The organism is Vibrio inusitatus, from assembly GCA_024346935.1.
GTDB classification, from domain to species: domain Bacteria; phylum Pseudomonadota; class Gammaproteobacteria; order Enterobacterales; family Vibrionaceae; genus Vibrio; species Vibrio inusitatus.
In genome coordinates this window covers 859378-885069 of the sequence record AP024879.1, presented here as the reverse complement: position 1 = coordinate 885069, position 25692 = coordinate 859378, and the positions used below count along the sequence as shown (strand labels likewise).

General features: G+C 42.0%; 22 protein-coding genes. 11 read left to right on the top strand and 11 right to left on the bottom strand.

Annotation, left to right across the window (positions count from 1 at the left end; translation table 11 throughout):
- The 3 genes from OCU48_RS16950 to OCU48_RS16940 all read left to right on the top strand — a co-directional run bounded on the left by OCU48_RS16950 (position 1) and on the right by OCU48_RS16940 (position 4115).
- Positions 1–1182: a hypothetical protein gene (locus OCU48_RS16950; protein ID WP_141345084.1), complete on the top strand. Its 1182-nt coding sequence runs from the start codon at positions 1–3 to the stop codon at positions 1180–1182.
- Between the two features lie 80 nt (positions 1183–1262).
- Positions 1263–2642, top strand: coding sequence for an ATP-dependent RNA helicase DbpA (dbpA, locus tag OCU48_RS16945; protein ID WP_141345085.1), 1380 nt, complete (start codon positions 1263–1265; stop codon positions 2640–2642).
- Between the two features lie 1248 nt (positions 2643–3890).
- Positions 3891–4115, top strand: a complete 225-nt coding sequence (locus OCU48_RS16940; RefSeq protein ID WP_244312264.1) for a hypothetical protein — start codon at positions 3891–3893, stop codon at positions 4113–4115.
- A 74-nt stretch (positions 4116–4189) separates the two neighbouring features.
- Here the strand turns inward: OCU48_RS16940 and OCU48_RS16935 are convergent, their stop codons facing one another.
- Positions 4190–4744, bottom strand: coding sequence for a DUF1415 domain-containing protein (locus tag OCU48_RS16935; protein ID WP_141345086.1), 555 nt, complete (start codon positions 4742–4744; stop codon positions 4190–4192).
- Position 4745: 1 nt separating this feature from the next.
- The gene (gene nfsA, locus OCU48_RS16930) at positions 4746–5468 is read right to left on the bottom strand and encodes an oxygen-insensitive NADPH nitroreductase (protein ID WP_141345087.1); all 723 of its coding nucleotides are present in this window, start codon (positions 5466–5468) and stop codon (positions 4746–4748) included.
- 722 nt (positions 5469–6190) lie between these two features.
- Here nfsA and OCU48_RS16925 point away from each other — a divergent pair.
- Together OCU48_RS16925 and OCU48_RS16920 are read left to right on the top strand one after the other, a co-directional pair.
- A complete protein-coding gene (locus tag OCU48_RS16925; RefSeq protein ID WP_141345088.1) occupies positions 6191–8038 on the top strand; it encodes a M3 family metallopeptidase in 1848 nt (615 codons plus the stop codon).
- A gap of 123 nt (positions 8039–8161) precedes the next feature.
- Positions 8162–8533 (top strand): hypothetical protein, encoded by a 372-nt coding sequence (locus OCU48_RS16920; RefSeq protein ID WP_141345089.1) that lies wholly within the window; start codon positions 8162–8164, stop codon positions 8531–8533.
- Between the two features lie 56 nt (positions 8534–8589).
- On the opposite strand, the gene fruA is transcribed toward OCU48_RS16920, so the two are convergent.
- The 3 genes from fruA to fruB are packed head-to-tail and all read right to left on the bottom strand — an operon-like array spanning position 8590 to position 12426.
- Positions 8590–10314, bottom strand: a complete 1725-nt coding sequence (gene fruA / locus OCU48_RS16915; RefSeq protein WP_141345090.1) for a PTS fructose transporter subunit IIBC — start codon at positions 10312–10314, stop codon at positions 8590–8592.
- Positions 10315–10325: 11 nt separating this feature from the next.
- The gene (pfkB, locus tag OCU48_RS16910) at positions 10326–11276 is read right to left on the bottom strand and encodes a 1-phosphofructokinase (protein ID WP_141345091.1); all 951 of its coding nucleotides are present in this window, start codon (positions 11274–11276) and stop codon (positions 10326–10328) included.
- Between the two features lie 10 nt (positions 11277–11286).
- The gene (fruB, locus tag OCU48_RS16905) at positions 11287–12426 is read right to left on the bottom strand and encodes a fused PTS fructose transporter subunit IIA/HPr protein (RefSeq protein WP_141345092.1); all 1140 of its coding nucleotides are present in this window, start codon (positions 12424–12426) and stop codon (positions 11287–11289) included.
- Between the two features lie 289 nt (positions 12427–12715).
- On the opposite strand from fruB, the gene cra reads away from it, so the two are divergent.
- Complete coding sequence (gene cra, locus OCU48_RS16900; RefSeq protein ID WP_141345093.1) at positions 12716–13705, top strand: catabolite repressor/activator; 990 nt, start codon at positions 12716–12718, stop codon at positions 13703–13705.
- 19 nt (positions 13706–13724) lie between these two features.
- Here cra and OCU48_RS16895 read toward each other — a convergent pair whose 3' ends face one another.
- The 4 genes from OCU48_RS16895 to OCU48_RS16880 form a co-directional block, all read right to left on the bottom strand.
- On the bottom strand, positions 13725–14672 hold the full coding sequence (locus OCU48_RS16895; RefSeq protein ID WP_141345094.1) for a LysR family transcriptional regulator: 948 nt from the start codon (positions 14670–14672) through the stop codon (positions 13725–13727).
- A 123-nt stretch (positions 14673–14795) separates the two neighbouring features.
- Positions 14796–14942, bottom strand: a complete 147-nt coding sequence (locus OCU48_RS16890) for a hypothetical protein (protein WP_017028680.1) — start codon at positions 14940–14942, stop codon at positions 14796–14798.
- Positions 14943–15045: 103 nt separating this feature from the next.
- Complete coding sequence (locus OCU48_RS16885; protein ID WP_141345095.1) at positions 15046–16245, bottom strand: OmpP1/FadL family transporter; 1200 nt, start codon at positions 16243–16245, stop codon at positions 15046–15048.
- Between the two features lie 87 nt (positions 16246–16332).
- Positions 16333–17253, bottom strand: coding sequence for a LysR family transcriptional regulator (locus tag OCU48_RS16880; RefSeq protein ID WP_244312266.1), 921 nt, complete (start codon positions 17251–17253; stop codon positions 16333–16335).
- A gap of 87 nt (positions 17254–17340) precedes the next feature.
- On the opposite strand from OCU48_RS16880, the gene OCU48_RS16875 reads away from it, so the two are divergent.
- The 5 genes from OCU48_RS16875 to OCU48_RS16855 all read left to right on the top strand — a co-directional run bounded on the left by OCU48_RS16875 (position 17341) and on the right by OCU48_RS16855 (position 24015).
- Complete coding sequence (locus OCU48_RS16875) at positions 17341–18324, top strand: zinc-binding dehydrogenase (RefSeq protein ID WP_141345096.1); 984 nt, start codon at positions 17341–17343, stop codon at positions 18322–18324.
- A gap of 590 nt (positions 18325–18914) precedes the next feature.
- A complete protein-coding gene (locus OCU48_RS16870; protein ID WP_141345182.1) occupies positions 18915–20231 on the top strand; it encodes a Na+/H+ antiporter NhaC family protein in 1317 nt (438 codons plus the stop codon).
- 172 nt (positions 20232–20403) lie between these two features.
- Entirely contained in the window at positions 20404–20529 is a 126-nt protein-coding gene (locus OCU48_RS16865) for a hypothetical protein (RefSeq protein WP_280176874.1), read from the top strand.
- A 254-nt stretch (positions 20530–20783) separates the two neighbouring features.
- Positions 20784–23201, top strand: a complete 2418-nt coding sequence (locus OCU48_RS16860) for a beta-mannosidase (protein ID WP_141345097.1) — start codon at positions 20784–20786, stop codon at positions 23199–23201.
- Between the two features lie 94 nt (positions 23202–23295).
- A complete protein-coding gene (locus OCU48_RS16855; protein ID WP_244312276.1) occupies positions 23296–24015 on the top strand; it encodes a sulfite exporter TauE/SafE family protein in 720 nt (239 codons plus the stop codon).
- 77 nt (positions 24016–24092) lie between these two features.
- Here the strand turns inward: OCU48_RS16855 and OCU48_RS16850 are convergent, their stop codons facing one another.
- Both OCU48_RS16850 and OCU48_RS16845 read right to left on the bottom strand, forming a co-directional pair.
- Positions 24093–24392 carry an isoamylase early set domain-containing protein gene (locus tag OCU48_RS16850; protein WP_141345099.1) on the bottom strand — a complete coding sequence of 100 codons (300 nt, stop codon included), beginning with the start codon at positions 24390–24392 and terminating at the stop codon, positions 24093–24095.
- A 732-nt stretch (positions 24393–25124) separates the two neighbouring features.
- Positions 25125–25352: a cation transporter gene (locus OCU48_RS16845; protein ID WP_141345100.1), complete on the bottom strand. Its 228-nt coding sequence runs from the start codon at positions 25350–25352 to the stop codon at positions 25125–25127.
- Between the last annotated feature and the right edge of the window lie 340 nt (positions 25353–25692).

Below are 25692 nucleotides of genomic sequence, written 5' to 3'. Positions count from 1 at the left end.
GTGCGATTCTTTATCGTTTGTTTAATTTTTGTGCCACTGGTTTTACAGGCGAAAATTCCAGGACTAGAACCAGAGAAAGACTGGGAGTTGTCCGGTTATATCAACTATATGATGACAGGTACCCTTGTTGATAGCGGAGAGGAACTCTTTGATAACCAGTTGCATAACCGGTTGGATTTTGAATATCGTTTTAACAGCGGTTTGCGTTTTAATGCTAGTGTTCGAAATCGCTTATTCTGGGGAGACTCAGCGCAAAATGATCTATATCAGGAAGTGATTGGGTTTGACCCAGGGTATATGGACCTTACGTTCAATTGGGGGCAGGGTAGCGACTTTTTTGCCAATACTCAGTTTGACCGGCTTTATCTAGATTGGCATAGCGAAAATTATCAGGCTCGAGTGGGGCGGTTTCGTATCAATTGGGGTATGAATACGATTTGGAATCCTAACGATATCTTTAATTCATACTCTATCTACGATGTGGATTACCCTGAGAGACCGGGCACCGATGCTCTCTATCTAACAAGAAAACTGGGTTACGCTAGTGAGCTAAACCTTGCATTTAGTCCTTCACAAGATAGTGAACTAAACAGTTACTCGGCACGCTACTTGTTTAATGTGTCGCGTTGGGATGCCCAGTTCATTATCGGAAAATCTAACCTTGATTTTGTCATAGGAGGGGGACTTGCCACAGACCTTGCGGGTGCTTCGTTTAAGGCAGAAAGTACTATATTTAACCCTACAAAAGATGACTGGCAAATATTGAGTGGGAGTTTTCAGACGTTAACCACGTCCGTTGTCTCTAGTATAGAGCTTGGATATAACTTCTCTGGTACAAGAAATTGGCTAAGCACGGTAGCGCTTTTACATATCACCGAACCTCAAGAAAGGCAGAATGCTATCGTTTATCTTAATTTGCCGCTGACCGCACGAACCTTGAGCTTTACCGAGTTTACAGCCTATGCAGATCTAGGGTTTGATATCACGCCGTTAAATCGTGTTGTGTTCTCCGGTTCTTATTACGATGATGACTCTTTTTATCTTGGTGTTTCTAGCACTTATTCGCTATCAAATAATTGGCAACTCGTCGTGTTGGCGCAGCGTTTTGATGGCGCCAGTGATAGCTTATTTGGTCAAACACCGAATACCCTGATCTTTGCTAATCTAGGGTGGAACTTTTAACTTGCAATTAGTGTGTCTACCCTTTAGGGTCGTCACCCTTGAAACAGCGCTACTTACCTAATCCATATAAGGAATCTCCCTTGAGCGACAATAAATTTTCTAAGTTACCTTTATCTAAGTCATTGCTCGATAATTTGGCGTCGATGGAGTATTCCGAGATGACTCCGATACAGGCACAAAGCTTGCCGTTGATGCTAGATGGCAAAGACGTCATTGGTCAGGGCAAAACCGGATCAGGTAAAACAGCAGCATTTGGCCTAAGCCTTTTGACTAATCTAAATGTGAAGCGTTTTCGAGTGCAATCATTGGTATTGTGTCCAACTCGTGAGCTGGCTGACCAAGTAGCAAAAGAGATCCGCAAGCTAGCGCGTACGATTCATAATATTAAAGTGCTTACTTTATGTGGTGGTATGCCTATGGGGCCTCAAATTGGCTCATTGGAGCACGGTGCTCACATTTTGGTAGGTACGCCAGGTCGTATTCTTGATCACTTGGAAAGAGGTCGCATCAACCTTGCTGAGTTGAATACTTTAGTCTTGGATGAAGCCGATAGAATGTTGGACATGGGCTTTCAAGATGCATTAGATGCAATCGTCGCTGAAGCGCCAAAACAACGCCAAACCTTGCTATTTAGTGCCACATTCCCTGAGAAAATTCAGCAGGTTGCTGCTCGCATTATGCAAGAGCCACAACTGGTTAAAGTTGAGTCGACTCATGAGCAAAGTACTATTTCTCAACATTTTTACAAAGTAGGCAGTAATGAGCAGCGTATGCAGGCATTGGAAACATTGCTGCTGACGCACCAACCAGAATCGGCGGTGATCTTCTGTAATACTAAGCGAGAAGTTCAAGAGGTAGCGGATGACCTTCACTATAAGGGCTTTAGTGTCATTGACCTGCACGGTGATCTCGAACAGCGTGAACGTAATCAAACATTGGTTCAGTTTTCTAATAAGAGCATCTCAATTCTGGTTGCTACTGATGTAGCAGCACGTGGTCTTGATGTTGAAAACCTCGATGCAGTGATTAACTATGAATTGTCTCGTGATCCTGAAGTGCATGTTCACCGTATTGGACGCACGGGCCGCGCTGGCAGTAAGGGTGTTGCATGTAGCTTGTACAATGACAAAGAGCATCATCGTGTAGCGTTAATTGATGAATACATGGACATTGCAATTGAACCTGAGGCCCTTCCACAGACCTCTAACAATAAACCTCTTCAGCCAACAATGGTTACTATCGAAATCTCAGGTGGTAAGAAGCAAAAAGTGAGGGCAGGGGATATTCTTGGTGCCTTGACTGGTCAGAATGGCATTGACGGTAAAAAAGTAGGTAAAATTAATCTATTTGATATGCGTGCTTACGTAGCTGTTGATAAATCTTTGGCTAAGGTTGCTCACAAGAAGATAGAAAACGGCAAAATGAAAGGCCGTAAATTTAGAGCTCGTATCCTTTCTTAATGTATGTTTTGCCCCGTTAGTTCCTCTTGAGCTGATGGGGCATTTTTGTTTTTCTCTCCGTATTTCCCACTGGTAATTTATAACGGTACCTTTCTTTAATTCATTACCAGCGATCGTGCTGATGTTTTTAAGAATAAGTCTGTGACTTTTTCATGCTCGCTATCTTATTGACGTAATGCCTTTTTCATAGAGGTACTAGGATCAACAAGAAAAAAACTATTATTGGTTTTAAACTTTTGAGCAAAAAATAGCGCCTTACCTATGAGGCCGTTATGCATCTAGCCGTCGATTAATTATCAAAATCTCCCCTAATGGTTTACTAAGCGCTGACAACGTAGCATTTCATTCAAAAGCTCTGTGAATGCATAAACTAAAGTTCGCTTTCTACATGTCAGAGTCGATTTGCCACACAATATGCGCAGTCTTTTGTGCGGAAAATTGAGTAGCATCAAATATAGAAAAGCCGGTTAGTTGGGTTACTTAGCGCAGTGTTTATTTTGATGCAGTGCAAGATAGTTCAATTATTTTTTCTACAAACAAAACGCAATCAAGTTTGCGTTTTTCCAAACTGTTGATATTTTACCGAATCTTGTGTTGAAAGTGTTAATTGTATGATTTTATTTATATTTATTTACTATTTATCATACAGAATGGAGTTTCATATACTGTATTTCCATAGTAAATTAAGATAGATTTGATGTGATTATATTCACGAGGACTATAGAAAGGCTATGCAAATGGTACACCGTTGTAGGGGTTGTAACAGTCAACTCCCATATTTTAGAGAAAGAAGAAGTTTCTTAGAAAAGTTTTTTTTGAAAAGAAACAAACGCAAATACATATGCTCTGAGTGTGGTGAGGCGAATTTCAAATTGTAGTGTATTTTTGTGCACTTTAATGCGGTTCGTTGTTTGATTTCGTTAGCAACTGTTGTTGTATCTGTTCTTTGGTTTACCAATCTTTGCGTTTGGTTTGCTTCCTTGTGTTAACCAACCTTCGAGTAACATAAGACTTTGCTGGTTTGAATTGATTTCAATATGACAGGAATGTCCTTAGATAATAAGTACGCTCTATTATGATGGTTGGTGATATTACAATGGGGTATAACTGCTAGTGAGCAGAGTCATTTCTGTGTGTGCCTTAATCAAGGTAATTTAGAAGAGTCTAAGGCACTCCTTAGACTAGCCTCTATGGCTATTATATTCCCACAGGACAATACAAGCATGGATGTTTTTTAAAGGAGCACCTATGTCTATTACTAAGAATCAATCTCTAAAGCTACTTCCTTATAGAAAGACTTACACTTACTGCCAAGGGTTATTTGATCGCGATGGTGTTGTGTATAAATTCTTATCCACTAAAGGGAGTCGACATGATCCTGCAAAGGTGACAGTAAAGTGTGCGTTGAATAACATCCCTTTTAATCTACCTGAAGGTGAGGTGGTTCAGCTAAGAGCGATGTTGAATCAATAATTTTACGGGGTATGGTGTCATGATACTGGCGAACTCATACCCCGTTGCTGAAGCTTTAATTATGATAAATCCATTTAGCCTATCAAGTATGGGAACAGTTTTGCTTTCTCTTCAGCAGTTAAACCTTCAACCCTAGCGATGTTATTATCGGGAATCGCTTCCGGGTTAGGGTAGTGCTTTAAAACCCTTTCCATAGACTCTTCACGTATCAAGTGGATCGTTGGATAAGGAGAGCGGTTAGTGAGGTTTTCTGCATCTTCTGGTTCAGTGCCTCCAAAGCAATAGTCTGGATGAAAACTGGCTACCTGATAGATCCCTTCATACTCTTCTTGCTTCAACAATGCATCAACCCAATCTAAGAAGAAGTTGTAATCCATAAAGTCTGCAAGCATAGCTGGCGCAACTACCAATGTGGTCTCAAGCTCGTTGGGTTCTTTACTGTCCAACTCTCGTAATTCTAATAAGATAAACTCCAACAGCGCTTCTTCTGAAGTGGCTTCCGTTACCGCTATCTTTATTTGCTTGTTCTTGTTTGGCTTGTGAGCAAATGGGCACAGGTTAAGGCCTATTACTACTTGTTCAAGCCAGTCCTGAGTTAGTTGCTCAACCTGTTGTAAATCAATACTCATATTATTTGGTATTAAATCCCTGGTTCTGCAGGAAGTCATGCATAAAGGGGCGTGCTTCTTTGCTAAGTGTTTGGGTGATTTGTGCCGACCATGAAACAGCCTTTTTGTTGTCTGTACGTGTTGCGTAATAGTCTTGTATGTGTGCATCATACTGCGCTAATTCATCCATATTTAATGGAGTATATTGCTCTTGATGTACGACGATAGACTTGGGTAAACGGGGTTTTTTTTCAGGGTTTTGGCTAGGATAGCCCAAGCAAAGACCAAACAAAGGAATGACATGTTTAGGAAGCGCTAACAGCTCGGTCACTTTCTGTGGGTTATTTCGCAAGCCACCTATGTATACACCGCCAAGACCTAAAGATTCTGCTGCCGTTAAACAATTTTGCGCCATCAATGCCGCATCTATAGAACCAATCAGTGTTTGTTCGGTAAAACCTAACTGAGCTTCTGGGTGGATGTGTTGGTGGCGATTGTAATCTGCACAAAATATGAGAAATTCAGCGCAGCTTTCAACATAAGATTGCCCCCCAGCATACTCAGCTAATTTTGTTCTGTTTTCTGCAGTTGAAACACGTACAACAGACACACATTGAATGAAACTCGAACTGGAGGCCGCAAGGCCACAGTCAAGAATGGTATCAAGAAGGTGAGTATCGATTATCTGTTCAGTAAATGAGCGAATTGAACGGTGGCTAAGTAGAGTATTGATGGTGTTATTCATCGTGCTTCCCATGCGAAATCATTAGATTTCAGAGTAACAATAATGAGCAGCTGAGAAAAGTAACTTATTGAACCGTGGGGAGTAGGAAAGTAATAGATAAAAAGAAGCCCCACACAGCAAGCTGGTGGGGCAAATTTTATAACGTAGCAATCCCGCTACAAACACATTCCCTAATACTATCCTTGCTAAGGCTAAATCCTTTAACCCAATCCTTTTGCATCGTCGTCCTGACGGTGTCCTTAAACTCAACGTCCAATGTTGAATCTTGCGCCTATCCTAAGGCTCCACTTCCATGTTGACTACTTCCTAGTAATCGAATCTTCATCCTGAAGATACTCAATCCTTTGAGTTTTCCATTCTTGCCAACCCCCTGTCGACAAGAAACATATTACTGTACTGGTGATTCTTATCAACGGTATAGGAGGTTATGTACCAAGAAACAACTGAACAATCATTAATCAAATCAAGTTAATTTCTATTAAAACAATAGGTTATCAATTGTTGTGAGGTAGTGTCTATATTAGAAAACACGTTATTCTCACACTGCTGTGAGAGATCTCTTACATTGCATGCGGTTAATAGGGATCATTCCTATTTTGACAGTAAATAGATTGATAATGCAGGCTTTATTGTCGTTCGCTTGTATCCATATCTTTTCTATATGGTTACACTATTTTAATAAGAACCACCTTTAATGATCACTCAAGGGAATGAGAGAACCTATGCATCCACAACAGTATCTAGACTCGTTGAATAAAGAGTATTTGGCAGTTCATCGTCAAAAAGAGGATCTATTTTGGGAAACCTATATGGGCACCTCAAATGATCAAGCGGGTTCGGCTCAAGCAGAAACTTTCTGGAATCAATTTTTAAGTAATGCCGATAGACTTTCTGAAATAGAGCTACAGCTAGAAAAACTTCAATCGACACCATCAAGCGATGAGTCAGGTGCGATTAAGTCCGGGCTTGAAGGTTGGCTTGCTACGTTTAAAGCTCATGCTTTACCTACTCATGAAGCGAGAGAGCTAAAGGCGGAATTGATTAAGTTTGAGTCTAAGCTTTTTGAGAAGAAACAGCAGTACACGCAGGTTTTTGTTGATGCACAAGGTAAGGAGCAAGAAGGTTCGCTTCCTGTGCTTGCTGCTAACATCCGTACTAGCGATAACGAGTCGGTCAGAAAATCCTCTCATCAAGCGATGCTCGATCTTGAACAATGGTTGCTAGTAAATGGGCTTTTAGATCTGGTAAAGCTTCGCAATCAATTCGCTCGCTCTCTAGGTTTTGATAATTTCTTTGATTATTCGATTGTGAAGACCGAGCAAATGACCACGACTGAGCTGTTCACAATATTGGATGACTTTGAACAGCGAACCCGCCAAAGCAATTTGAATAGTCTCGAGCAATTGGCAAGGGACAAAGGTCAGCAAGCACTGGAAGGTCATAATTTTGTGTACTCTTTCTCTGGCGATGCGATGCGTGATCTCGATCCGTATGTACCATTTTCACAATCGTTGCGTCGATGGATTGAATCGTTTGGTCGTTTGAATATTAACTATTCCAATGCAGAGCTGACGTTGGATCTTCTTGATCGTAAAGGCAAGTATCCTAACGGTTTTTGTCATGGGCCTATTCCATCATTTTACGATAATTCTCAATGGGTTCCGGCTAAGGTTAATTTCACTAGTAATGCCAAACCTGATCAAGTAGGCAGTGGCTATGATGGCATTAATACCTTGTTTCATGAGGGGGGTCATGCCGCACACTTTGCTAACGTTAAGATGAATGCCCCATGCTTTTCTCAAGAATTTGCACCCACTTCAATGGCCTATGCAGAAACACAATCGATGTTTTGTGACAGTCTCTTAGAAGATGGAGACTGGCTAAAGCTTTATGCACTAGACGAAAATGGAGTCGCTATTCCAGATTCAGTGATAAAAGCAATGATCGAGAGTAAGCAGCCTTTCAAAGCGTACACTGAGCGCAGTATTTTAGTGGTGCCGTATTTTGAGCGAGCACTATATCAATTAGCCGATGAAGAATTAACGCCCGAAAACATTACTCGATTAGCGCGTGAAATGGAGAAAAACATCTTAGGTCTGGAATGTAGCCCAAGACCGTTGATGGCAATTCCTCACTTATTATCCGATGAGTCAGCCTGTGCGTATCAAGGATACCTGCTGGCACATATGGCTGTTTATCAGACCAGAGCTTATTTCATTAATAAATATGGTTACTTAACGGATAACTCAGAGATAGGTCCTTTGCTTGCTGAACATTATTGGCATCAAGGCAATGCGGTGAATCACAATCAAACCATTACTCAATTAACGGGTGAAGGATTTAACGCTAAATATCTTGCTGATGAATGTAACCTAACTTCTGAACAAGCATGGCAGATAGAGCAGAATAAAATCTCAGCACTCGAAAACAGACCTCGCGCTTGTGTTCACACACTCAATGCAAAAATAAGTATCGTCGATGGGGATAAAGAGCTCGCAAATAACGAATTAAGTGATGAACAAATGTGTCATGACTTTGAGAAGTACATTGTTGATAACTATGGGCGTTAATTGCTCAAAGCTCTGTTACATCGCTATCCTTGCTTATAAGACGCACTTCTAGTACTCGTTCAAATCCGGGAAAATGCTTCTGTTTATCTATACTATCTGTATTAGGGTAAACAGGAGCCTTTCATGAATCGAGTATATCGAATCAGCGGTCTGTCATCTCTTATGCTGGCAAGTGCTTTAGTTTGGGAGGTAATGGCCTTCGAGGTTATAGCAAATGAACAGCGAGTATTAACCTGCAAGCTAAACGCGACGCCAGATTACTTTCTTTATTACTCAAGCCAATTGGTGTTTGGGAGTGATGACTTTGCGTTATTGCAGAATTTTCAGGGTAGGGTAAGTACTCATATTGAACTGGCAACAGGGAAAATGACTCGAACGACATTTATTGGTCAGCCTTTTAATGCTCATATTCAAACTTTGCAAGGAGAGTGTTTTGAGGCAAGACAGATCATCTTCAACTGGCTTGAGCTTCAACAGTCACTTTCTACAAGGTAGAAAATAAAAAGGCCAGACTCGTTTATCGAATCTGGCCTTTCAGCAATTTGAGCGCTTTACGCAGATGCTAAGACTTGCTCATCACGCTTTTTTAAGAATGCATAGCTAAACCCGGTAATTGCAGTACCTGCGGCAATAGCGACTAAGTACATCAATACTGGGGAGATAGCGTTCGGGATTAGTAGAACAAATAAACCACCATGAGGAGCTAACAGTTGTGCTCCGAATAGCATTGATAATGCGCCCGTTAGTGCACCGCCCGCCATACAGCAAGGGATCACTCGCATTGGATCTTTGGCTGCAAAAGGAATAGCGCCCTCAGAGATAAAGCAAAGACCTAGTACAAACGAAGCTTTGCCTGCTTCTTGAGCACTGCTTTCAAATTTACTTTTGGCGATAAAGGTTGCAAGCCCCATGCCCAATGCCGGCACCATACCCGCAGCCATGATAGCCGCCATAGGTGCATATTGTTGTGAGGCGAGTAGGCCAACACCAAATGCATAAGCCGCTTTATTTACTGGGCCTCCCAAATCGAAACACATCATCGCACCCAATAGAATACCGAGCATGACTGCGTTCCCCGCCCCCATAGTATTAAGGAAGTTTTCGAGACCGCTCATCGTTGCTGCAACAGGGCTACCGACCACATAGATCATAACGAGGCCAGTAAATAGGGTAGCAACAAACGGAATAATTAAGATTGGCTTGAGTGCTTCCATAGACTGAGGCAGCGACAGTTTATCAGCAATAAATTTGGCACTGTAACCGGCGATAAAACCTGCCGCGATACCCCCAAGGAAACCGGCACCAAGCGTACTGGCTAACATACCGCCAACAAGACCTGGGGCTAATCCTGGACGATCGGCAATTGAGAAGGCGATATAGCCAGCAAGAACAGGGATCATCAGAGCAAATGCGGAACCGCCGCCGATACTCATTAATGCTGCCGCTAATGTCCCTTCTTGTTTAAATGCCTCGATACCAAACACAAAACTCAGCGCGATGATCAAACCACCTGCAACCACGACCGGTAGCATATGTGATACGCCCGTCATAAGATGTTGGTATACACCTTTGTTTTCTGTAGAAACTTCGGCCGATGCACCACCTGTCGCTTGATAAGGTGTTGCTTCTAAGAAGGCTTTATCTATTTCTTGCTTGGTTTTCTTCAGTGCTGGACCTGTCTTGGTGCGGTACAGCAACTTACCGTTAAAGCGATCTAGTGGTACATCAATATCAGCGGCAATGATCACAAGATCAGCTTGTTCAATATCTTGTTCAGTGAGTTGATTTTTAGCTCCAACTGAACCTCGGGTCTCAACCTTGATTTGATGGCCTTGACGAGTCGCTTCTTCTTCGAGTGCTTCAGCTGCCATAAAGGTATGCGCGACACCAGTAGGGCAGGCGGTAATGGCGACGATCTTCTTGCTATCAGATGATTGTTCATTGCTAGTGAATACAGCGTCACTGGTTAGTTTTACTGCGTTTTTTTGTGCGTTTTCGATAAATTCGGCTGCATTTTTTACTGCATCTTTAATGCTACCTTGAAAGACGTTTTTGTCCTTAAAGCGTGATGTATCAATCGAAGTGTCTGAAGCGATAATCACAAGCTCTGTGGCATCAATATCGTGTTCACTGAGGATATAGCCTTCAATAACTTTAGATTGGCACTCTATTTTTGCATCAAGGTTAAGCTCTTTTGCAGCTTTGTCTAAAAGTCCTGCAGCAATGATGCTGTTCGCTACACCACTAGGGCAGGCTGTGATAATGGCAATGTTCATAGGGCAGTCCTTTATTTCGACATAATTGTAGGTTGTACTTTGACCTGGCTAATGGTCTGTTCAAGAAGTGCTTGGCTTGGAACGCCAACACCGATCTGCGATACTGCTAATGCAGATAAGGCGGTAGAAAAGCGCAGCAGCGTCTCTTTGTCCATACCTTGCATATGACCCCAGCAGAGGCCTGCAACCAGGGTGTCACCCGCACCAACGGTACTAACCACTTTCATTGTTGGTGGTTTTGCGCTTAACCAGTGGCCTTGGTTAAGCCACATAACACCTTGCGCGCCCATAGAGATGACAATGTTTTCGATGCTTCTATTAGTCAGTTCATGTGCTGCTTGTTGGCATTCATTCGCGTTATTTAGTGGTCTTCCAACAAACTCAGCTAACTCTTCATCGTTAGGCTTGATCAGCCAAGGTTGCGCTTCGAGCCCGGCAGATAGTGCGGCGCGACTACTATCGAATAACACCTTCTTATCTAAGGCGCGAAGTTTTTTAATCCATGAGGCACATAGCTCAGGGCTGACACCTTGAGGCAAACTTCCCGCTATCACGAAGTAGTCGTTGTACTTTGCAAGCCCAAATAGAGTCTCTTCAAACTGGTCAATATCACTTTGTGTGACCTGTACACCAGGAAAGTTGATATCACTTACCTTGCCGTTACTTTCTACCACCTTAACGTTGATTCGGGTGGCTCCTTCTACATGAACAAAGGCATCGTGAGCGTCTAGGTCTTTGAAAAGTTGGCTGAAAAGTTCAGGGTTCTCTTGTCCTAGAAAACCAGTCACGGTGACTTCTGCACCAAGTTCGCTGAGCACCTTTGCTACATTTACGCCTTTACCTGCCGCATGCAAAGTCCCTGATTTCACTAAGCTTACAGAACCTTGATTCAAGCTATCTAAGCTCCCCGTGAGATCCAATGCAGGATTAAGGGTTACGGTTACTACTTTTTTTGTCGTCATACTTGTCTCCTTACCCCTCACCTAGGCCAGATTCAATCGCTTTACCTATACTTTCAAGGGCCTCTTTTGCATCAGTCCCTTCGGCACAGAACTGCAATTGATGACCGTGTTTCACGCCCATAGCAATCACTTTCATTAGACTTTTTCCGTTGACTGGTTTTGCCTCACCATCTAAGTTGCAAACCGTGATCTTAGAGTCAAATTTCTTAGCTTCAGCAACGAGCATTGCACCAGGACGCGCGTGCAGTCCGTGAGTATTTTTGATAGTGAAAACAGCACTGTTGTCTGATGAATTCTTGCCCGAAGAAATAGAGGATTCTTCATTGGTAAACAAAGCAATTAGGTGCTCTGGTGTTGCTTGTAGAAGTTCACTTTGTTGTCCTGATGAGATGCTATTGATTAGGGTGTTTAGCATGGGGTGGTGCACATTGTTGTTGGCAGAAAATGCGACTAATCCTTTAACAACTTCTCCCTCAAATTCACATTGATTTCCAGTGGTAACAAACGACATAGCGGTGCGATTAGCACCCTTATCACTTGTTACTAACCATAATCCTTGACCAAGGTGGGTGGGAGATTTGGTCACAAGATCAGCCACAAATTCATTTTCAACACATCCGGAATTTCTTAATAAGCCACCGGCAACTGCAGCCATTTGCAACATGTCGCCAGCAGGGAAGTTCAACTGAATCAGTGAGGCATTAAAGTCTGCTTTGAGTTGGACTTGGCCGTTTAGCAGCGCGATTATCTGCTCTGCACTTTGTGCGTGCTTAAGTTTGTCTTCAACACCATCAGCGGAGAGAACTTTAGTCAATTGTTTTAAAATACCGAGATGCTCATCTGATTTAGCCGCAATGCCAATGGCTAAATAAACCGTGTTATTGTCACCCCAATCAACACCTTGAGGAAAATGATGCACAGCGACACCGGTATTGCTTACCAGTGAGCGGGTATCGACAGTACCGTGAGGAATTGCGATACCGTTACCTAAAAATGTAGAGCTTTGAGATTCACGGTTAAGCATTCCTTCCACATAGCCCGAGTCAACTAGATTCTTGTTTGTTAGACTTTTTGCGATGTCTTGAATAGCGACTGTTTTATCTGCTGCACTTTGCTGCAACCTAATATCGTGTTCATTTATTGTGAGCATATCCGCCTCAGTTTCGTTGTTAATAGCACCCTACAGGCTGTGCTTTACGTTAATGCTAAATCGATTCAGCATGCGGTGAAAAATTTTTAATTACTTATCTACCGATCATACGCTCACGTTTACCTCTATGGATTCGTGTTGTATATAAAAGTAGTGACTATGATCGGTTATTTTAATGCTGCTTAACCGTTTCAGCTTTTATAATTAACCGATTCAGCATATCATTCAATGAAAAGTAGGTACTGATCTGGATAACTATGATCAACTGCACAAATCATTAGGAACATGAATGACTTTAGAAGAGATCGCGAAACTGGCCGGAGTATCAAAAACAACCGCGAGCTATGTGATAAATGGTAAGGCCAAAAAATATCGGATTAGCGAGAAAACACAGCAAAAAGTGATGGCTGTGGTTGATGAATACAAATTCCGTCCAGATCATGCTGCTTCTTCATTAAGGGCTGGCAGTAGCCGCTCTTTTGGTTTAATCATTCCCGATTTAGAGAATGCAAGTTTTGCAAGGCTTGCAAAACTTTTAGAGCAAAACTCAAGACAAGCTGGCTATCAAATATTAATTGGTTGTTCTGATGACGACCCAGAGACTGAACAAGCGGTAGCAGAAGCGCTTGTGAGTCGCCGAATTGATGCTTTATTTGTGGCCACAGCGATGCCTAGTGCCAATGAGTACTATCAAGTATTGCTTGAAAAAGGTACACCTGTGATTGCACTTGACCGTCCTTTAGATGATGAGATTTTTAGTTGTGTAGTGAGTGAAGACTTTGAAGCTGCATTGTTACTCACGCAATCTATTTTAGACAGTAAAGTGCAAAGCATAGGCCTTGTGGGCGCATTACCTAACTTGCCAGTATCTAGAGATCGTCAGTTGGGACTGCAGGCGGCGATCAATAATCAAAATATTGACTTAAAACTCAGTTATGGTGAGCACTTTTCGGCACATGAAGGAAAGCGTCTTATCCAAGAGTGGGTGGATAGCGATAGTGTACCTGATGCTATTGTGTGCACTTCTTATACCTTACTCGAAGGTGTTTTGGATGTGCTGCTACCTAATCCACAGCTTGTTGATCGAGTTAAAGTGGCAACGTTTGGTGATAACCGCTTGCTTGATTTCATACCACTTAAAGTCAACAGCATTGCACAGAATTTTGAAGATATCGCGGATAGTGCTCTAGCACTGGCTCTTAACGCCAGCGCTAGACGTTATGAACCTGGTGTGGAGTTTATAGAAAGAGCGCTCAAGATTCGGCTTAAGCGTTCATAAACACAAAACCTGTAAAATTTTAGGCGAATGCTTTATTGCGCAAAGTGTCCAAAATAAGCTGTTTCAGCCATTGGTGAGCTGCGCTATTCAAGGTGCGCTTATGTTCAATGAGATACACATTAATATTCATTGTTTGGTCACTTTTCAGATCAAATATCGGTGTTAGCCTATGTTCAAAATCATCGACATATCTCAAGGTATGCGTGGAAATCAGCATTTTGTCTGAGTCTTGCATTGCGTCTACTAATGTATTGAGCTGTCCGCTTTTGAAAACGATATCTCGCTTTTGGCCCTTACTTTCAAGGTAACTATCGATAGGGTTATGAATTTCGGAAACGGACCTTAAGTCTAAATTAAGGTCGACAAACTGATACTGCAAACAATCTTCTAGCGTTGTCGTTTTATTGTTTGCAAGAGGGTGCTCTGACATTCCATAAAAAACAGGATAAGTGCTGCCAATAAGTTCGCTAGGGAACTCTTGATCGTTTGCCGGCTTTTCAATATGTATAGAGAAATCTACAGCGCGATCTTTAAGTAAGCTTGTGGGATCCCAAGCTGCAGGATATTCGACTAGGCTGGCGTTGGGAGCGTTATGCATCAGTTCTCTGATAAGGGGTACAGACAACTGTCGACTCATTAATGGTGGTAATGAAATTCGGAAGGTCTGGTCACAACTTTCAGGTGAAAATTGAGTACTATCGATGAGTTTACTCACCGATAGTAGTATTTCGCTTAGAGGCTCTTGTAGTGTGAGTGCTTTCTCTGTGGGCTGTAGCCCTGCAGATTCTCTATAAAAAAGCGGGTCATCAAACACGTCCCTAAGTCTTTTTAGAGTACGGCTCATGGCTGGTTGCGACAGATAAAGTACTTCTGCTGCTCTGGACACATTCTTTTCTTTCAATAAAACACTTAATGAGACCAGTAGGTTTAAATCCAGACGAGACAACTGCTGTTCGAGAGATTTCATGTTATACACTCAAGTTATATTAGTTTAAGAGTAAAAACTTTTAGACGAATATTACTATAGATGGAAATTTCACAAAAAGCAGTCTTGGTACGAATTTTTCTAGTTAAAACTTTAAATTAATCATTAAGTTAGTTTTTCTTCTAACATTGCGCGAATCAAGCGCTCTTTGCTTTCGCAGGGTAGGCGACTAAATAGTCTTTCTAGTGAATAGATAGGCAGAGTTAGTAGGGTTTGTATATCTTGAGGGTTAGGAGCTTTGATGAAGTACAAATTTGTTACCTTCTGTTAGTCGTTGCTCCGTCCATGGTGTTGTTTTAGTCCGTCGATTTACCATTATTAGAGTGACTTATTAAGTCACTCGTTCGATGAAAGATTAAAAAGTGTAGCCAAGTCCAATAAAGTGGACCTTACCGGTAAAGTGTCCGTTAAGGTCTTTAGCTAAACCAGATTGAGCGATATCCATGTCACCGAAATCGGCGAATTCGTAGTAGATATCTAGTGTGTTTTTATCCCAGGTTTTTGAAACGCCTAAGGAGTATCGATGTTGTTCACCAACGGGTAGGTCGGGTGATTGGTTAGCTTTATCATCCAAGGGAGATGTTTCGTAAGAATAGCCGGCTTTTAGTGCCCAATTGTTACGTAACTTATACTCGCCACCAAAACCGAAGTGCCAAACGTCCTCGAATTCTCTATTGATGAGATAGGGAAGGTCACTATTTGGGTAGTCTAGCTCGACGAGCGTTTTTTGCCACTTACTCCAATCATGCCATTGAATTGAGGTCATCAGTGTCAAATCATTGTTAACTTTATAACTTGCACTAATGTCTACCGTAGCAGGAGTGACTAGAGGTGCACCGTATCGTCCCGTAGCAAGCAGTTGGTCATTATCCGTGTATAGATTAGAAGTGCCAGAAAATTCGTGCTCTAACTGGGAACGGTAGGATATACCTACTTTAGTTCGTTCCGAGATATCAAACATTAGTCCTAGATTGTAGCCAAATGCAAGACTGTCTTCAGTTTCAAGTTCTATATTATTGGTGTTCGCATTAATGAGTGCGTAATCAACTTGAAGTCCTACAGCTATCGAGACGTTGTCATCAATTCGATATGCCACCGATGGGTTAAATTGGTAAGTCACTAGAGCAACATCGGTTAACTGGTTTGCTCCTTCCCACTCATAACCATAGTCTAGGGCCGCGCCACCACGTGTAGAAAAAGCAATACCGTAAGCCCATTGGTCATTAATATGATGGTTGCTAAAGTAGCTGACGACAGGCATGGTTTTGTTTGAATCAGCACCAACCCCACCGTTCGCGTCAGTGTACTCCATATCTAAATTCAACACAGTCGCACTGATAGTATGACGTTCTTTGTCCATAAAGCTCAGTGTTGCTGGATTCGTCCATATCGCAGCTGCGTTCCCCGTATAAACGCCATCACCAGCACCACCGGTACCCATATTGGCGTAGCTTGCCTCTGCCAAAAATATGCCGCTGGCACTGACGGTAGAGGAGACAACAGCAAGGCTCACTGCGATAGAGACATGACTGCAACGAAAAGAAGCAAACGACATAACACTAACCCTAGAATAAGAAACTTCTTATAGATTAAGTGGGAAGTGTTATGTTTGGTAATGATAAAAATTTATTTCAGATATTACTTAGGTGGATTTTGATGTGTTGATAGAGTCTTGAATCAGGGCTATGAATTGATGATATCGGCTAGGAAGTGGTCGATCTTTCTTTGATATCAGATACAGGTCATCTTCCACATTGATATTAGGTTCGTGAATGTAGAGGTCTGGATAAAAAGGGGAAGAAAGAACGGCACTTAAAGGCAATACGGTAAAGCCGATACCTTGTGATACGGGGTATAAAATCTGGCTCAACTGATTAATGTAGGTAATGCGTTTTAGCTCTCGAATAGAAATATTAATCAGTTCCTCATTGCCACACTCCTCAAGATACTTGGCAAGATATTGCTGCCCATCTGGGTGATCCACCAATCCGAGATCTTTTAGAGCCTCACTGTTGAGGTCAATCTTTGACTGCTTTTTTGGCAATACCAAGCATAAGGATTCAGTGCCGATTTTAGTGACTTCAAATTCGGCTTGATTGGGAACTTGTGTAACGAGACCAAACAATGAATGACCTTGTTGAACATACTCACAAATGCGCTTGTTAGGAGCGGCTTCAAATTTCACCTTTAGGTTTTGATGCAGTGATTGCAACGCAATAAATTTAGGAAATAGCCATTGCGCGAGTGCTCCGGAGCAAGCTAATTTTATGCTTCCGGTATAGGGGTCATCCGTTTGTAGTGTATTGAGCAGGTTTTGTTGTTGCTCGATTAGGTCACAAGCGTATCGATAAACGATATGACCTTGCTCTGTCAGCTCAAAGCTTTTCCCTTTTTTAATCAGCAGAGGCGTATGACAGGCTTGTTCTAATTTTTGGATATGTTGAGTAACCCCTGGCTGAGTCATGAAAAGGGCTTCAGCCGTGCGAGTGAAATGATTGACTTCGACTAAGGTTTTAAAGGTTTTAAGCCATGTAGGGTTCAACATATTTTTATAAGTATTCATTATAGAGTTATTTATAAATCATAATTTTACATGCAGTTAATGCAAGTTAAACTTAAGGTTAGGTAGGAAAATTAAAAGGAATTTTGAATGAAAGCACTCACATACAATGCCAGTAGTGATCAATTCATCGTCAAGCAATTGTCTATGCCTCAGATAGAGACTGGTTGGGATGTTGTGGTAAAGGTCGATGCGGTTGCTCTTAATCCTGTGGATGCCAAGGTGCATCGTTGGAAAGCGATGGTAGAGAGCATGGACGATAATTTTGTGGGTGGCCTAGATGTAGCGGGAGAGATAATTGAAGTCGGAGATAAAGTCATCGAGTGGAGCGTCGGTGACAGGGTGTTGTATCACGGTAACATGCGCCGTACTCAAGGCGGATTTGCCGAATACGCAGTGCAAGATTCCCGCACTCTAATTGAACACCCAGATACTGACTCTGCTGTTGCAGCTGCGACACCTTGTGCAGGTTGGACAGCATGGTGTGCCTTGGTAGACAAGCTGGATATTGCTAAACGAGACTCTATTTTTATTGCTGGTGGGTCGGGTGGTGTGGGTAGCTTTGCGATCCAATTGGCGAAACATTACAAAGTGCCAACGATTATTACGACTTGTTCCGCTAAGAATCACGCATTTGTCGAAGCGTTAGGTGCCACACATTGTATTGATTACCTTGAATTGGATGTTGTCGCTAAGGTAAATGAAATAATGCAAGGTCAAGGGGTAGAGGTCGCGCTTGATTGTGTAGGTGGAGATAATGATATTTTGTGCAGTGACGTATTAGGCTATCAAGGTCAAATGGTCGAACTTGTGCAGGTTGTTCGTCCTGAAGCTTACGACAACGCTTTTTTACGGGGATTGAGCTTTCATCAACTCAGTTTAGGCTCTGGTCATGTTAATCATCGTCGAGGTCGCAATGCTATTGTAAGTGCGGGAAATGCATTTAATCTGCTTTTAGAGCAGGGTGAAATTACAATTCCTCAGCTTCAGATTATTTCTCTAGACGAAGCAGGTGATGCATTAACAAAAATCAGAGAGCAGAGAACGGTAGGTAAGGTAGTTGTGATGTTCTGAGTTTCGAAGTATCCAACAGAACAACGTCACTTTGGAAGCTGATCACCTGCCCATTGATACCTCTTTGACTTTCATTGTCCTGCTGCAAACTAGATGCCCGATAAAAGACTTCGGGCATGACGCTGTTGTTGAGTGTTGAGTGTTGAGTGTTGATTGAGTTCTATCTATGTTTGCACTGTTATCTGCACTTTTCAAATCTCTGTGGTCTCTTAGATGCCCGATGAAAGACTTCGGGCATGACGCTGTTGTTGAGTGTTGATTGAGTTCTATCTATGTTTGCACTGTTATCTGTAGTTTTCAAATCTCTGAGGTCTCTTAGATGCCCGATAAAAGACTTCGGGCATGACGCTGTTGTTGGGTGTTGATTGGGTTCTATCTATGTTTGCACTGTTATCTGCACTTTTCAAATTTCTGAGGTCTCTTAGATGCCCGATAAAAGACTTCGGGCGTGACGTTGTTGTTGGATGTTGATTGGCATTGTTGTTAGTGGTGTTCAATAGATGAGCTTGGATGTTTAGACGTCTAGACGTTGACATTGAGTAGGTATGGCACTAGTCTACGCGCTCTTTTGTTTTTGTGATCTTGGTAACATGTCTTACGCTACTAATTCTTCGTCTGTATCGCCTTCTTTTAAGGCGCTATTACCGCTCTTTTTATTCCTCGCACTTTTCATTGGTACGGGTGTCTACATGACACTGCAAGAAGTGGAGATGGCGTTTTATCAGTTGCCAGCACCGGTAGCGGCTCTACCTGCAGTTGTATTGGGTATTGTGTTAAGCAAGGATAAGCTTAACGCAGCTATCGAACAGTTCCTGCGAGGCGTTGGGCATACTGACATCATAGCCATGTGTATTATTTACTTACTTGCTGGAGCTTTTGCCGCTGTAGCAAGCGCCACTGGTGGCGTAGAAGCGACCGTAAATTTGGGCTTAACTATGATCCCAACGGCTCTTATTTTGCCTGGTATATTTATTATCTCTGCCTTTATCGCAACCTCGATGGGAACTTCTATGGGGACCATAGCGGCTGTAGCACCTGTGGCTCTCGGTATTGCTAATGCCGCAGATATGGATGTCGCATTAACTGCGGGTGTAGTACTCAGCGGTGCTATGTTCGGCGACAATCTTTCGATTATTTCTGATACCACAATTGCAGCTACTCGTTCTCAAGGCTGTCAGATGCGCGATAAATTCAAAGAAAACATCCGTATTGCTTTGCCTGCAGCACTATTTGCAATCGTGCTGTTTGGGTTCAATAGTAAGGCATCACAAGTGCCGAGTGTTGAAGCTGTAGACTGGATCAAGGTGATCCCTTATCTCACAATCTTGGTATTGGCGGTATCGGGGGTGAATGTGTTCGTGGTATTGAGTTTGGGTATAGTGCTCGCAGGAGCTATTGGTTTTGTGTCGGTGTCTGAATATAGCGTGAGTGGTTTTGCAAATGATATCTATACTGGCTTTGGCAATATGCAGGAGATATTCCTGTTGTCGATGCTTATTGGTGGGATCAGTGCGCTCATGAAGGAGCAAGGTGGCTTAGCGTATATTACTCAACGAGTAAGTCGAATGATTCGTGGTCACAAAAATAGCCAGCGCGGGGCGGAAATGGGAATTGCCTCGGTGGTTAGTTTAACCAACCTTTGTACTGCGAATAATACGGTATCTATTATCGTAGCGGGTGGGGTTGCGAAAGAACTTGCAGAAGAGAATAAGGTACCAGCAAAACGAAGTGCTAGCTTATTGGACATTTACTCTTGTGTTATCCAGGGCGTGTTGCCTTACGGTGCTCAAATTTTATTATTAGGGTCTATCTTTGGTTTGTCACCATTGGCGGTAGTGGCTAATTCATATTATTGTTTCTTCTTGGCAATTGCAGCAGCGTTGACCATTATCTTCGGTAAGCGTTAGGCTAAAATAGACGATGAACCGACGGGCAAGCTTTGATTCTAAAGCTTGCAAACAATACGCTAGCAATTTAGCAACCATATTTTGGGCTAAGCAAACCATAATATTTTATAATTGCGCAATGAGAGTCATGTTAATAAATTGGCTCTTGGCGAATTCAGATGATGGAGAAGAAATGTTCCAATTAACAGTCTTAGAAAAAACATTGATAGTAACGAGCACATTTGTTCTTGTAGGCACGTTCTTCACTGAGTACATGATTGAATTCTTTGACTTTATGATTGGTGTATTGTCGTTCTAACCACTTCGATGAAATTAAGCTTACCTACCGTCGGATCCTTTGAATTTTGTGCACAAATAAACGTCCTTAATAGGACGTTTTTTATAACCATTCCTCACATATTACGTGCTGAATACTTTCAATCTTTATGTGTAAAGTAAACGTGGTACGCTTCACAACATCATGTTTTCTTTCACAAAAACAACATCTTCAAGGAAATAAACGCGATAGACTTCGTTCAGCCTTTGATTCCAATACAGTCCTGAGGACCTTGAATGTCGACGATTTGCTTAGATGGAGCTTGGTCTCTTACCTCTCCCCAACACCCAGAAATTTCAGTTCCAATCACTTTACCTGGAGATAATTATCATGCGTTGATGAATGCAGAAGTTATCGAGGATCCTTACCACGGGGTAAATGAAAAGGATGTGCAGTGGGTGGCACAGAGTGAATGGATTATTGAGCGTACTTTTGAAATTTCTGCAGAGCAACTAGCTTGCCAGTTCTTAGATTTGCATTTGAGTAGAGTCGATACCTTAGCGACGATTTCAATTAATGGTAACTCCGTTTTTACTTGTAGCAACATGTTCCGAGTTCACCGAATTGATTTGAAGCGGTTTTTAAGGGAAGGAGACAATCGGATACAAGTTCACTTTGCTAGGGTTGATATTGAGGCCAAACGCAGAGCACAACAGCTTCCATTCCCCATACCTTCCTCTATGGGTGCAAACAACCAACTACCACATATGAATCTCATTCGAAAAACCCAGTGTCATTCTGGCTGGGACTGGGGCATCTGCTTAGTGGTATCCGGTATTTATGACTCGATACAGATTCAGCAAGTTAAACAAATTCGTCTAGAGCAAGTTAAAACGGAACAAAACTGGCTACCAAATGGTGGTGTTGAAGTATTGGTCACAGTTGTTCATCAGTCGGTAGCAGGGGTACCCATTGAGGTTAACTTTGGTTCTCAAAATATGAACTTGCTGTCTTCGGCAGACGGGATAACAACGGCTCGGTTTTATGAAGAATCCCCAAACCTTTGGTGGCCTGTAGGTTATGGAGATCAACCTCTTTATCAACTTCGCGTGAGCACAGATGAACAAGAGATCTGTAAGAGAATTGGACTACGTCGCTTAGAGCTAAACAATGAAACGGATAACATTGGCTCAGCGATGGAATTTAGGGTAAATGGATTCCCTATTATGTCAAAAGGGGCTAACTGGATCCCTGTGGATGCAATGCCGTCTAAACAGACGGCTAAGCGCTATGAAACGCTTCTACGTAGTGCCGTTGATGCCAATATGAATATGATTCGAGTATGGGGTGGCGGTCAGTACGAATCTGATTATTTTTATGAGTTATGCGATGAGCTCGGTCTTCTAGTCTGGCAGGATATGATGTTTGCATGCTCGTTGTATCCTTCAACACCTGAGTTTATCGCTGATGTTGAGCCAGAGATACGTGATCAGATACAGCGGCTTCGAGATCATGCCTGCATTGCGCTTTGGTGCGGTGATAACGAAGTGATCGGTGCATTAAATTGGTACGACGAATCAAGAAATAATAGAGATAAATATGCGGTCAATTATGACCGATTGAATCGAAAACTGAATGACATCATAGTGCAAGAGGATCCATCGCGATGTTTCTGGCCCAGTTCCCCTTGTAATGGCGGATTAGATTTTGGTGATGCTTGGCATGAAGATAATCGAGGAGATATGCACTTCTGGGATGTATGGCACTCTGGTGGTTCGTTTGATGCTTACTTAGGGATAAAACCGCGGTTTTGTTCTGAATTTGGATTTCAATCATGGCCATCATTTGCTGAGGTCAAAACCTTTGTGCCTGAGGATGATTGGAATGTCACTTCGCCGACGTTTGAAAGTCACCAGAAAAACAACAGTGGCAACAGTATTATCACCGAGATGTTTACTCGTTATTTTCGTTTTCCTAAAGGATTTGAACAAATGTTGTATCTGAGTCAGGTACAGCAAGCAATTGCAATTAAAACGGGGTGTGAGTATTGGCGAGCACAAAGCCCAATTTGTCGTGGAATGCTGTTCTGGCAACTGAACGACAATTGGCCGGTGAGTTCTTGGTCTAGCATCGAGTACTCAGGACGTTGGAAGCAACTGCACTATCACGCTAGGCGTTTTTATTCTCCAGTGTATTGTCCATTCGTGGAAACTGAAGACGCAATTACTGTACATTTAAGCAACAATAGTCGTGAGAATCGGCAAGTAGCGGGACGTGTTGTGCGAGTTGATTGGCATGGTGAGATACTCGGTGAGTGGCCTATCGCAATGGAGCTCAAAGCTGATCAAAATATTATCGCATGGCAACTTCCGAAAGCGGAGTGGGAATTCGATGAGCACAGTAGTTTTTTTCATGTAACGATAGAAGCTACGGGTAGTGACGTTAATCAAAACACGTGGTTTACGGAGCCTAAATTTAAATCTCTCAACTTGCAGCGTGCCAATATACAGGTTGAAGTTGATGGAGATTCAATTTTGCTAACATCAGACAAACCAGCTTTCTTTGTGCATTTAGAACATGATGGAGTGGGGCGATTCTCCGACTCTAGCTTTACTTTGCTTTCAGGAGAAATGAAACGCGTGCGTTACCTCGGAGAGGACAAGGCACTTATGTTAGAGAGTTTGCGCGTCTATGATTTGTCGAATAGTTATTAAGGCAATGGTGTAGCGGTTACAGGTCATTAAAGGATTTAAAGTGGGAATAGTAGAGTTCGTTTTATTGTTTGTCGCTGGTGTGATTGGCGGTGTTATGAACTCCATAGCGGGGGGAGGGAGTTTCGTTACATTTCCTGCCCTAATGCTAAGTGGCGTTCCCCCGGTAATGGCGAATGCTAGTAATACACTTGCATCCACTGCGGGTTATCTTAGCGGAGCGTATGCATTCAAAGACGACATTGCCAAAGATAAGAATAACCTACCTAAGATCATACTGTTTAGTGTGTTAGGTGGAGGGCTAGGAGCATGGTCTTTAATGAGGGTAGAAGAGAATACCTTTTTAAAGGTTATTCCATGGCTTTTGTTGTTCGCGACGGTACTGTTTATTGTTGGGCCTAGATTTAATCAGCTATTGCAGGCTGTAGCGAGCCGCTACAAACATGCTTCCAATGTGGGACAGATCTTAATATGGGTGGGACTACTTGTGGTCGCCACTTATGGTGGTTTCTTTAATGCTGGGCTTGGCATTATCTCATTGAGCTTTCTAGTCATTGCCGGCTATCGTGACATCAACGTTATGAACGGGGTTAAACTGCTTATCTCGTGCGGGGTTTCGTTAACGGCGATCGTTGTTTTTATTGCTCAAGGGGCTATTGATTGGCATGCGACTCTGGTGGTGTTGGTAGGCACACTTGTTGGTGGGTATTACGCTGCGCAGATTTCACGTCGTCTACCGCAGGTATGGATTAAGAACATTGTCATAGTGATCAGTATTTCAATAACGGTCTACTTCTTTTGCATTACTTATTTGTAATTTGTTCTGAAATCAAAATCTAAAAAGGCTCGGTCTTCCGACCGAGCCTTTGTATATTGTTTTGATGATGCTAACAATTAAGCTTCTGCTGTAGAAACTAAGCTGTTATCCGTACCACAATCATTTGCTACATAAGCGTCTGCTTTAGGGTCGTTTTCCCAAACTTCACCATCGATAAGGTAGCGAAATTGAAACTGTTCATTCTTAGGGAAGCGAGTTTTAAAGTTGAATGATTTTTTAGTTTTGTTGTACTTCATAGCAACAGGTTGCCAATCCGTGAAATCACCAGCAACAGAGATTGATTGTTCTGCTGTCTTTGGCCATTCAAAAGTTACTTCAACTTCGTCTTTAGTTTTGAAAAATCGTTTCTTCAGCACGGTTATTTTCCTTATATATGTAATCCAACGCTGATTTTATTCTCATCGATTAAAATATGAACTTCAAGTTATTTTGTAATTTTATAACTAAATTTTAAGACACTTATCAATAAGTAGCTCAAATTAAGCCAAAGTATGTGTTTTTGTCGTCAGTATAGAGAGTGCTAATTTTTACCAAATTCTGCATAAACATTACCTAGAACAATGATTTGAGGTATCAAACTATGTATTTATTTTTGAACTTGTTGTATTTGTAGAGCGTTATAAAAATTCTTTCAAATGTTATTTTGCAACATTGATAGTCAGAAATTAAATGTCATAGCGTCGATACTTTATAGAGAATCCTGGTAACTCTTCTGTTTGTGCTCAACTCAAACGATTTGTCTAGGTAAACGACTATGATTCATGGCTATGATCTTAGCTTACCGTGGTTGGCTGAGGATATCGGAAATACGGCCGTTGTCATTAAACAAAATGAAGGGGAACGAGGACTTCACCATCTTTACATTGGTCCGATAAAGATCATGAACAACATTAAAGATAAGCAGAACAAATTAGTCGCTTTTTATAAGCAAGAGACATGGCGTGTTAGTCACAGCACAGAAGTCTTCACAATGTTTACTATATGCGTTTCAAGTCGAAATTTGAGCTAAATAAGAAAAGCCCGCGAACAATAGATGTTGTTTGCGGGCTTTTTTCATTTCTAGCGTGTTAGAAGTGCAGGGCGCTTGATTACTCGTGTTCTGCGTTACATTGATATGTAGCGCGCCATATTAAGTCTCTCGAATGTTGTATGGTATTTAAAAGTTCTCTCCCTGTAATTTGGGGGATTGCAAGTAACACTCTTAAGTCCAACTCAGACTCGGTAGCTTGATATGCTCGAACATGGGTAAACGTTGTACGCTCATTTTTCTTTAACATTGTGCTATTTATGCAAATGCCGAATGAGTCTTTATTCATGTCTAAACCTCCCATTGTCAAGACAGGTATAGAATACCCTCTAATACTTTATAGGTACACAAAAAGATGTTTAATTTTTGAGCTCGATCAAGATAAGGGAGCGAGATATTCTGCTTAATAAAATAGATATTCTCTTGCTGATTAGATGCTGGAAATCGAATGGTTACCATTTACCAGAACATAATGCTGTTGCTGTTGCTGGGATAGGAGTTGGTTGTTATATGAACGCTTTCGTTGGCATAAAATAAATCATTGGCTCATATGTGAATTATTATGCGCTTATAGCGAGTGTACTCAACATAAGTGGAGGCGTTGCATCTCGATTAAGTGAGCTTTTTTT

What these genes read in the sequence shown, in the direction of transcription:
- OCU48_RS16860 (WP_141345097.1), top strand. Translation starts at nt 20,784, where the DNA reads ATGTCGACGATTTGCTTAGATGGAGCTTGGTCTCTTACCTCTCCCCAA.
- OCU48_RS16935 (WP_141345086.1), bottom strand. Translation starts at nt 4,744, where the DNA reads ATGAGTATTGATTTACAACAGGTTGAGCAACTAACTCAGGACTGGCTT.
- OCU48_RS16940 (WP_244312264.1), top strand. Translation starts at nt 3,891, where the DNA reads ATGTCTATTACTAAGAATCAATCTCTAAAGCTACTTCCTTATAGAAAG.
- OCU48_RS16875 (WP_141345096.1), top strand. Translation starts at nt 17,341, where the DNA reads ATGAAAGCACTCACATACAATGCCAGTAGTGATCAATTCATCGTCAAG.
- OCU48_RS16865 (WP_280176874.1), top strand. Translation starts at nt 20,404, where the DNA reads ATGTTCCAATTAACAGTCTTAGAAAAAACATTGATAGTAACGAGCACA.
- OCU48_RS16895 (WP_141345094.1), bottom strand. Translation starts at nt 14,672, where the DNA reads ATGAAATCTCTCGAACAGCAGTTGTCTCGTCTGGATTTAAACCTACTG.
- OCU48_RS16885 (WP_141345095.1), bottom strand. Translation starts at nt 16,245, where the DNA reads ATGTCGTTTGCTTCTTTTCGTTGCAGTCATGTCTCTATCGCAGTGAGC.
- OCU48_RS16920 (WP_141345089.1), top strand. Translation starts at nt 8,162, where the DNA reads ATGAATCGAGTATATCGAATCAGCGGTCTGTCATCTCTTATGCTGGCA.
- fruB (WP_141345092.1), bottom strand. Translation starts at nt 12,426, where the DNA reads ATGCTCACAATAAATGAACACGATATTAGGTTGCAGCAAAGTGCAGCA.
- cra (WP_141345093.1), top strand. Translation starts at nt 12,716, where the DNA reads ATGACTTTAGAAGAGATCGCGAAACTGGCCGGAGTATCAAAAACAACC.
- OCU48_RS16880 (WP_244312266.1), bottom strand. Translation starts at nt 17,253, where the DNA reads ATGAATACTTATAAAAATATGTTGAACCCTACATGGCTTAAAACCTTT.
- OCU48_RS16925 (WP_141345088.1), top strand. Translation starts at nt 6,191, where the DNA reads ATGCATCCACAACAGTATCTAGACTCGTTGAATAAAGAGTATTTGGCA.
- pfkB (WP_141345091.1), bottom strand. Translation starts at nt 11,276, where the DNA reads ATGACGACAAAAAAAGTAGTAACCGTAACCCTTAATCCTGCATTGGAT.
- OCU48_RS16855 (WP_244312276.1), top strand. Translation starts at nt 23,296, where the DNA reads ATGAACTCCATAGCGGGGGGAGGGAGTTTCGTTACATTTCCTGCCCTA.
- OCU48_RS16870 (WP_141345182.1), top strand. Translation starts at nt 18,915, where the DNA reads ATGTCTTACGCTACTAATTCTTCGTCTGTATCGCCTTCTTTTAAGGCG.
- fruA (WP_141345090.1), bottom strand. Translation starts at nt 10,314, where the DNA reads ATGAACATTGCCATTATCACAGCCTGCCCTAGTGGTGTAGCGAACAGC.
- OCU48_RS16845 (WP_141345100.1), bottom strand. Translation starts at nt 25,352, where the DNA reads ATGAATAAAGACTCATTCGGCATTTGCATAAATAGCACAATGTTAAAG.
- nfsA (WP_141345087.1), bottom strand. Translation starts at nt 5,468, where the DNA reads ATGAATAACACCATCAATACTCTACTTAGCCACCGTTCAATTCGCTCA.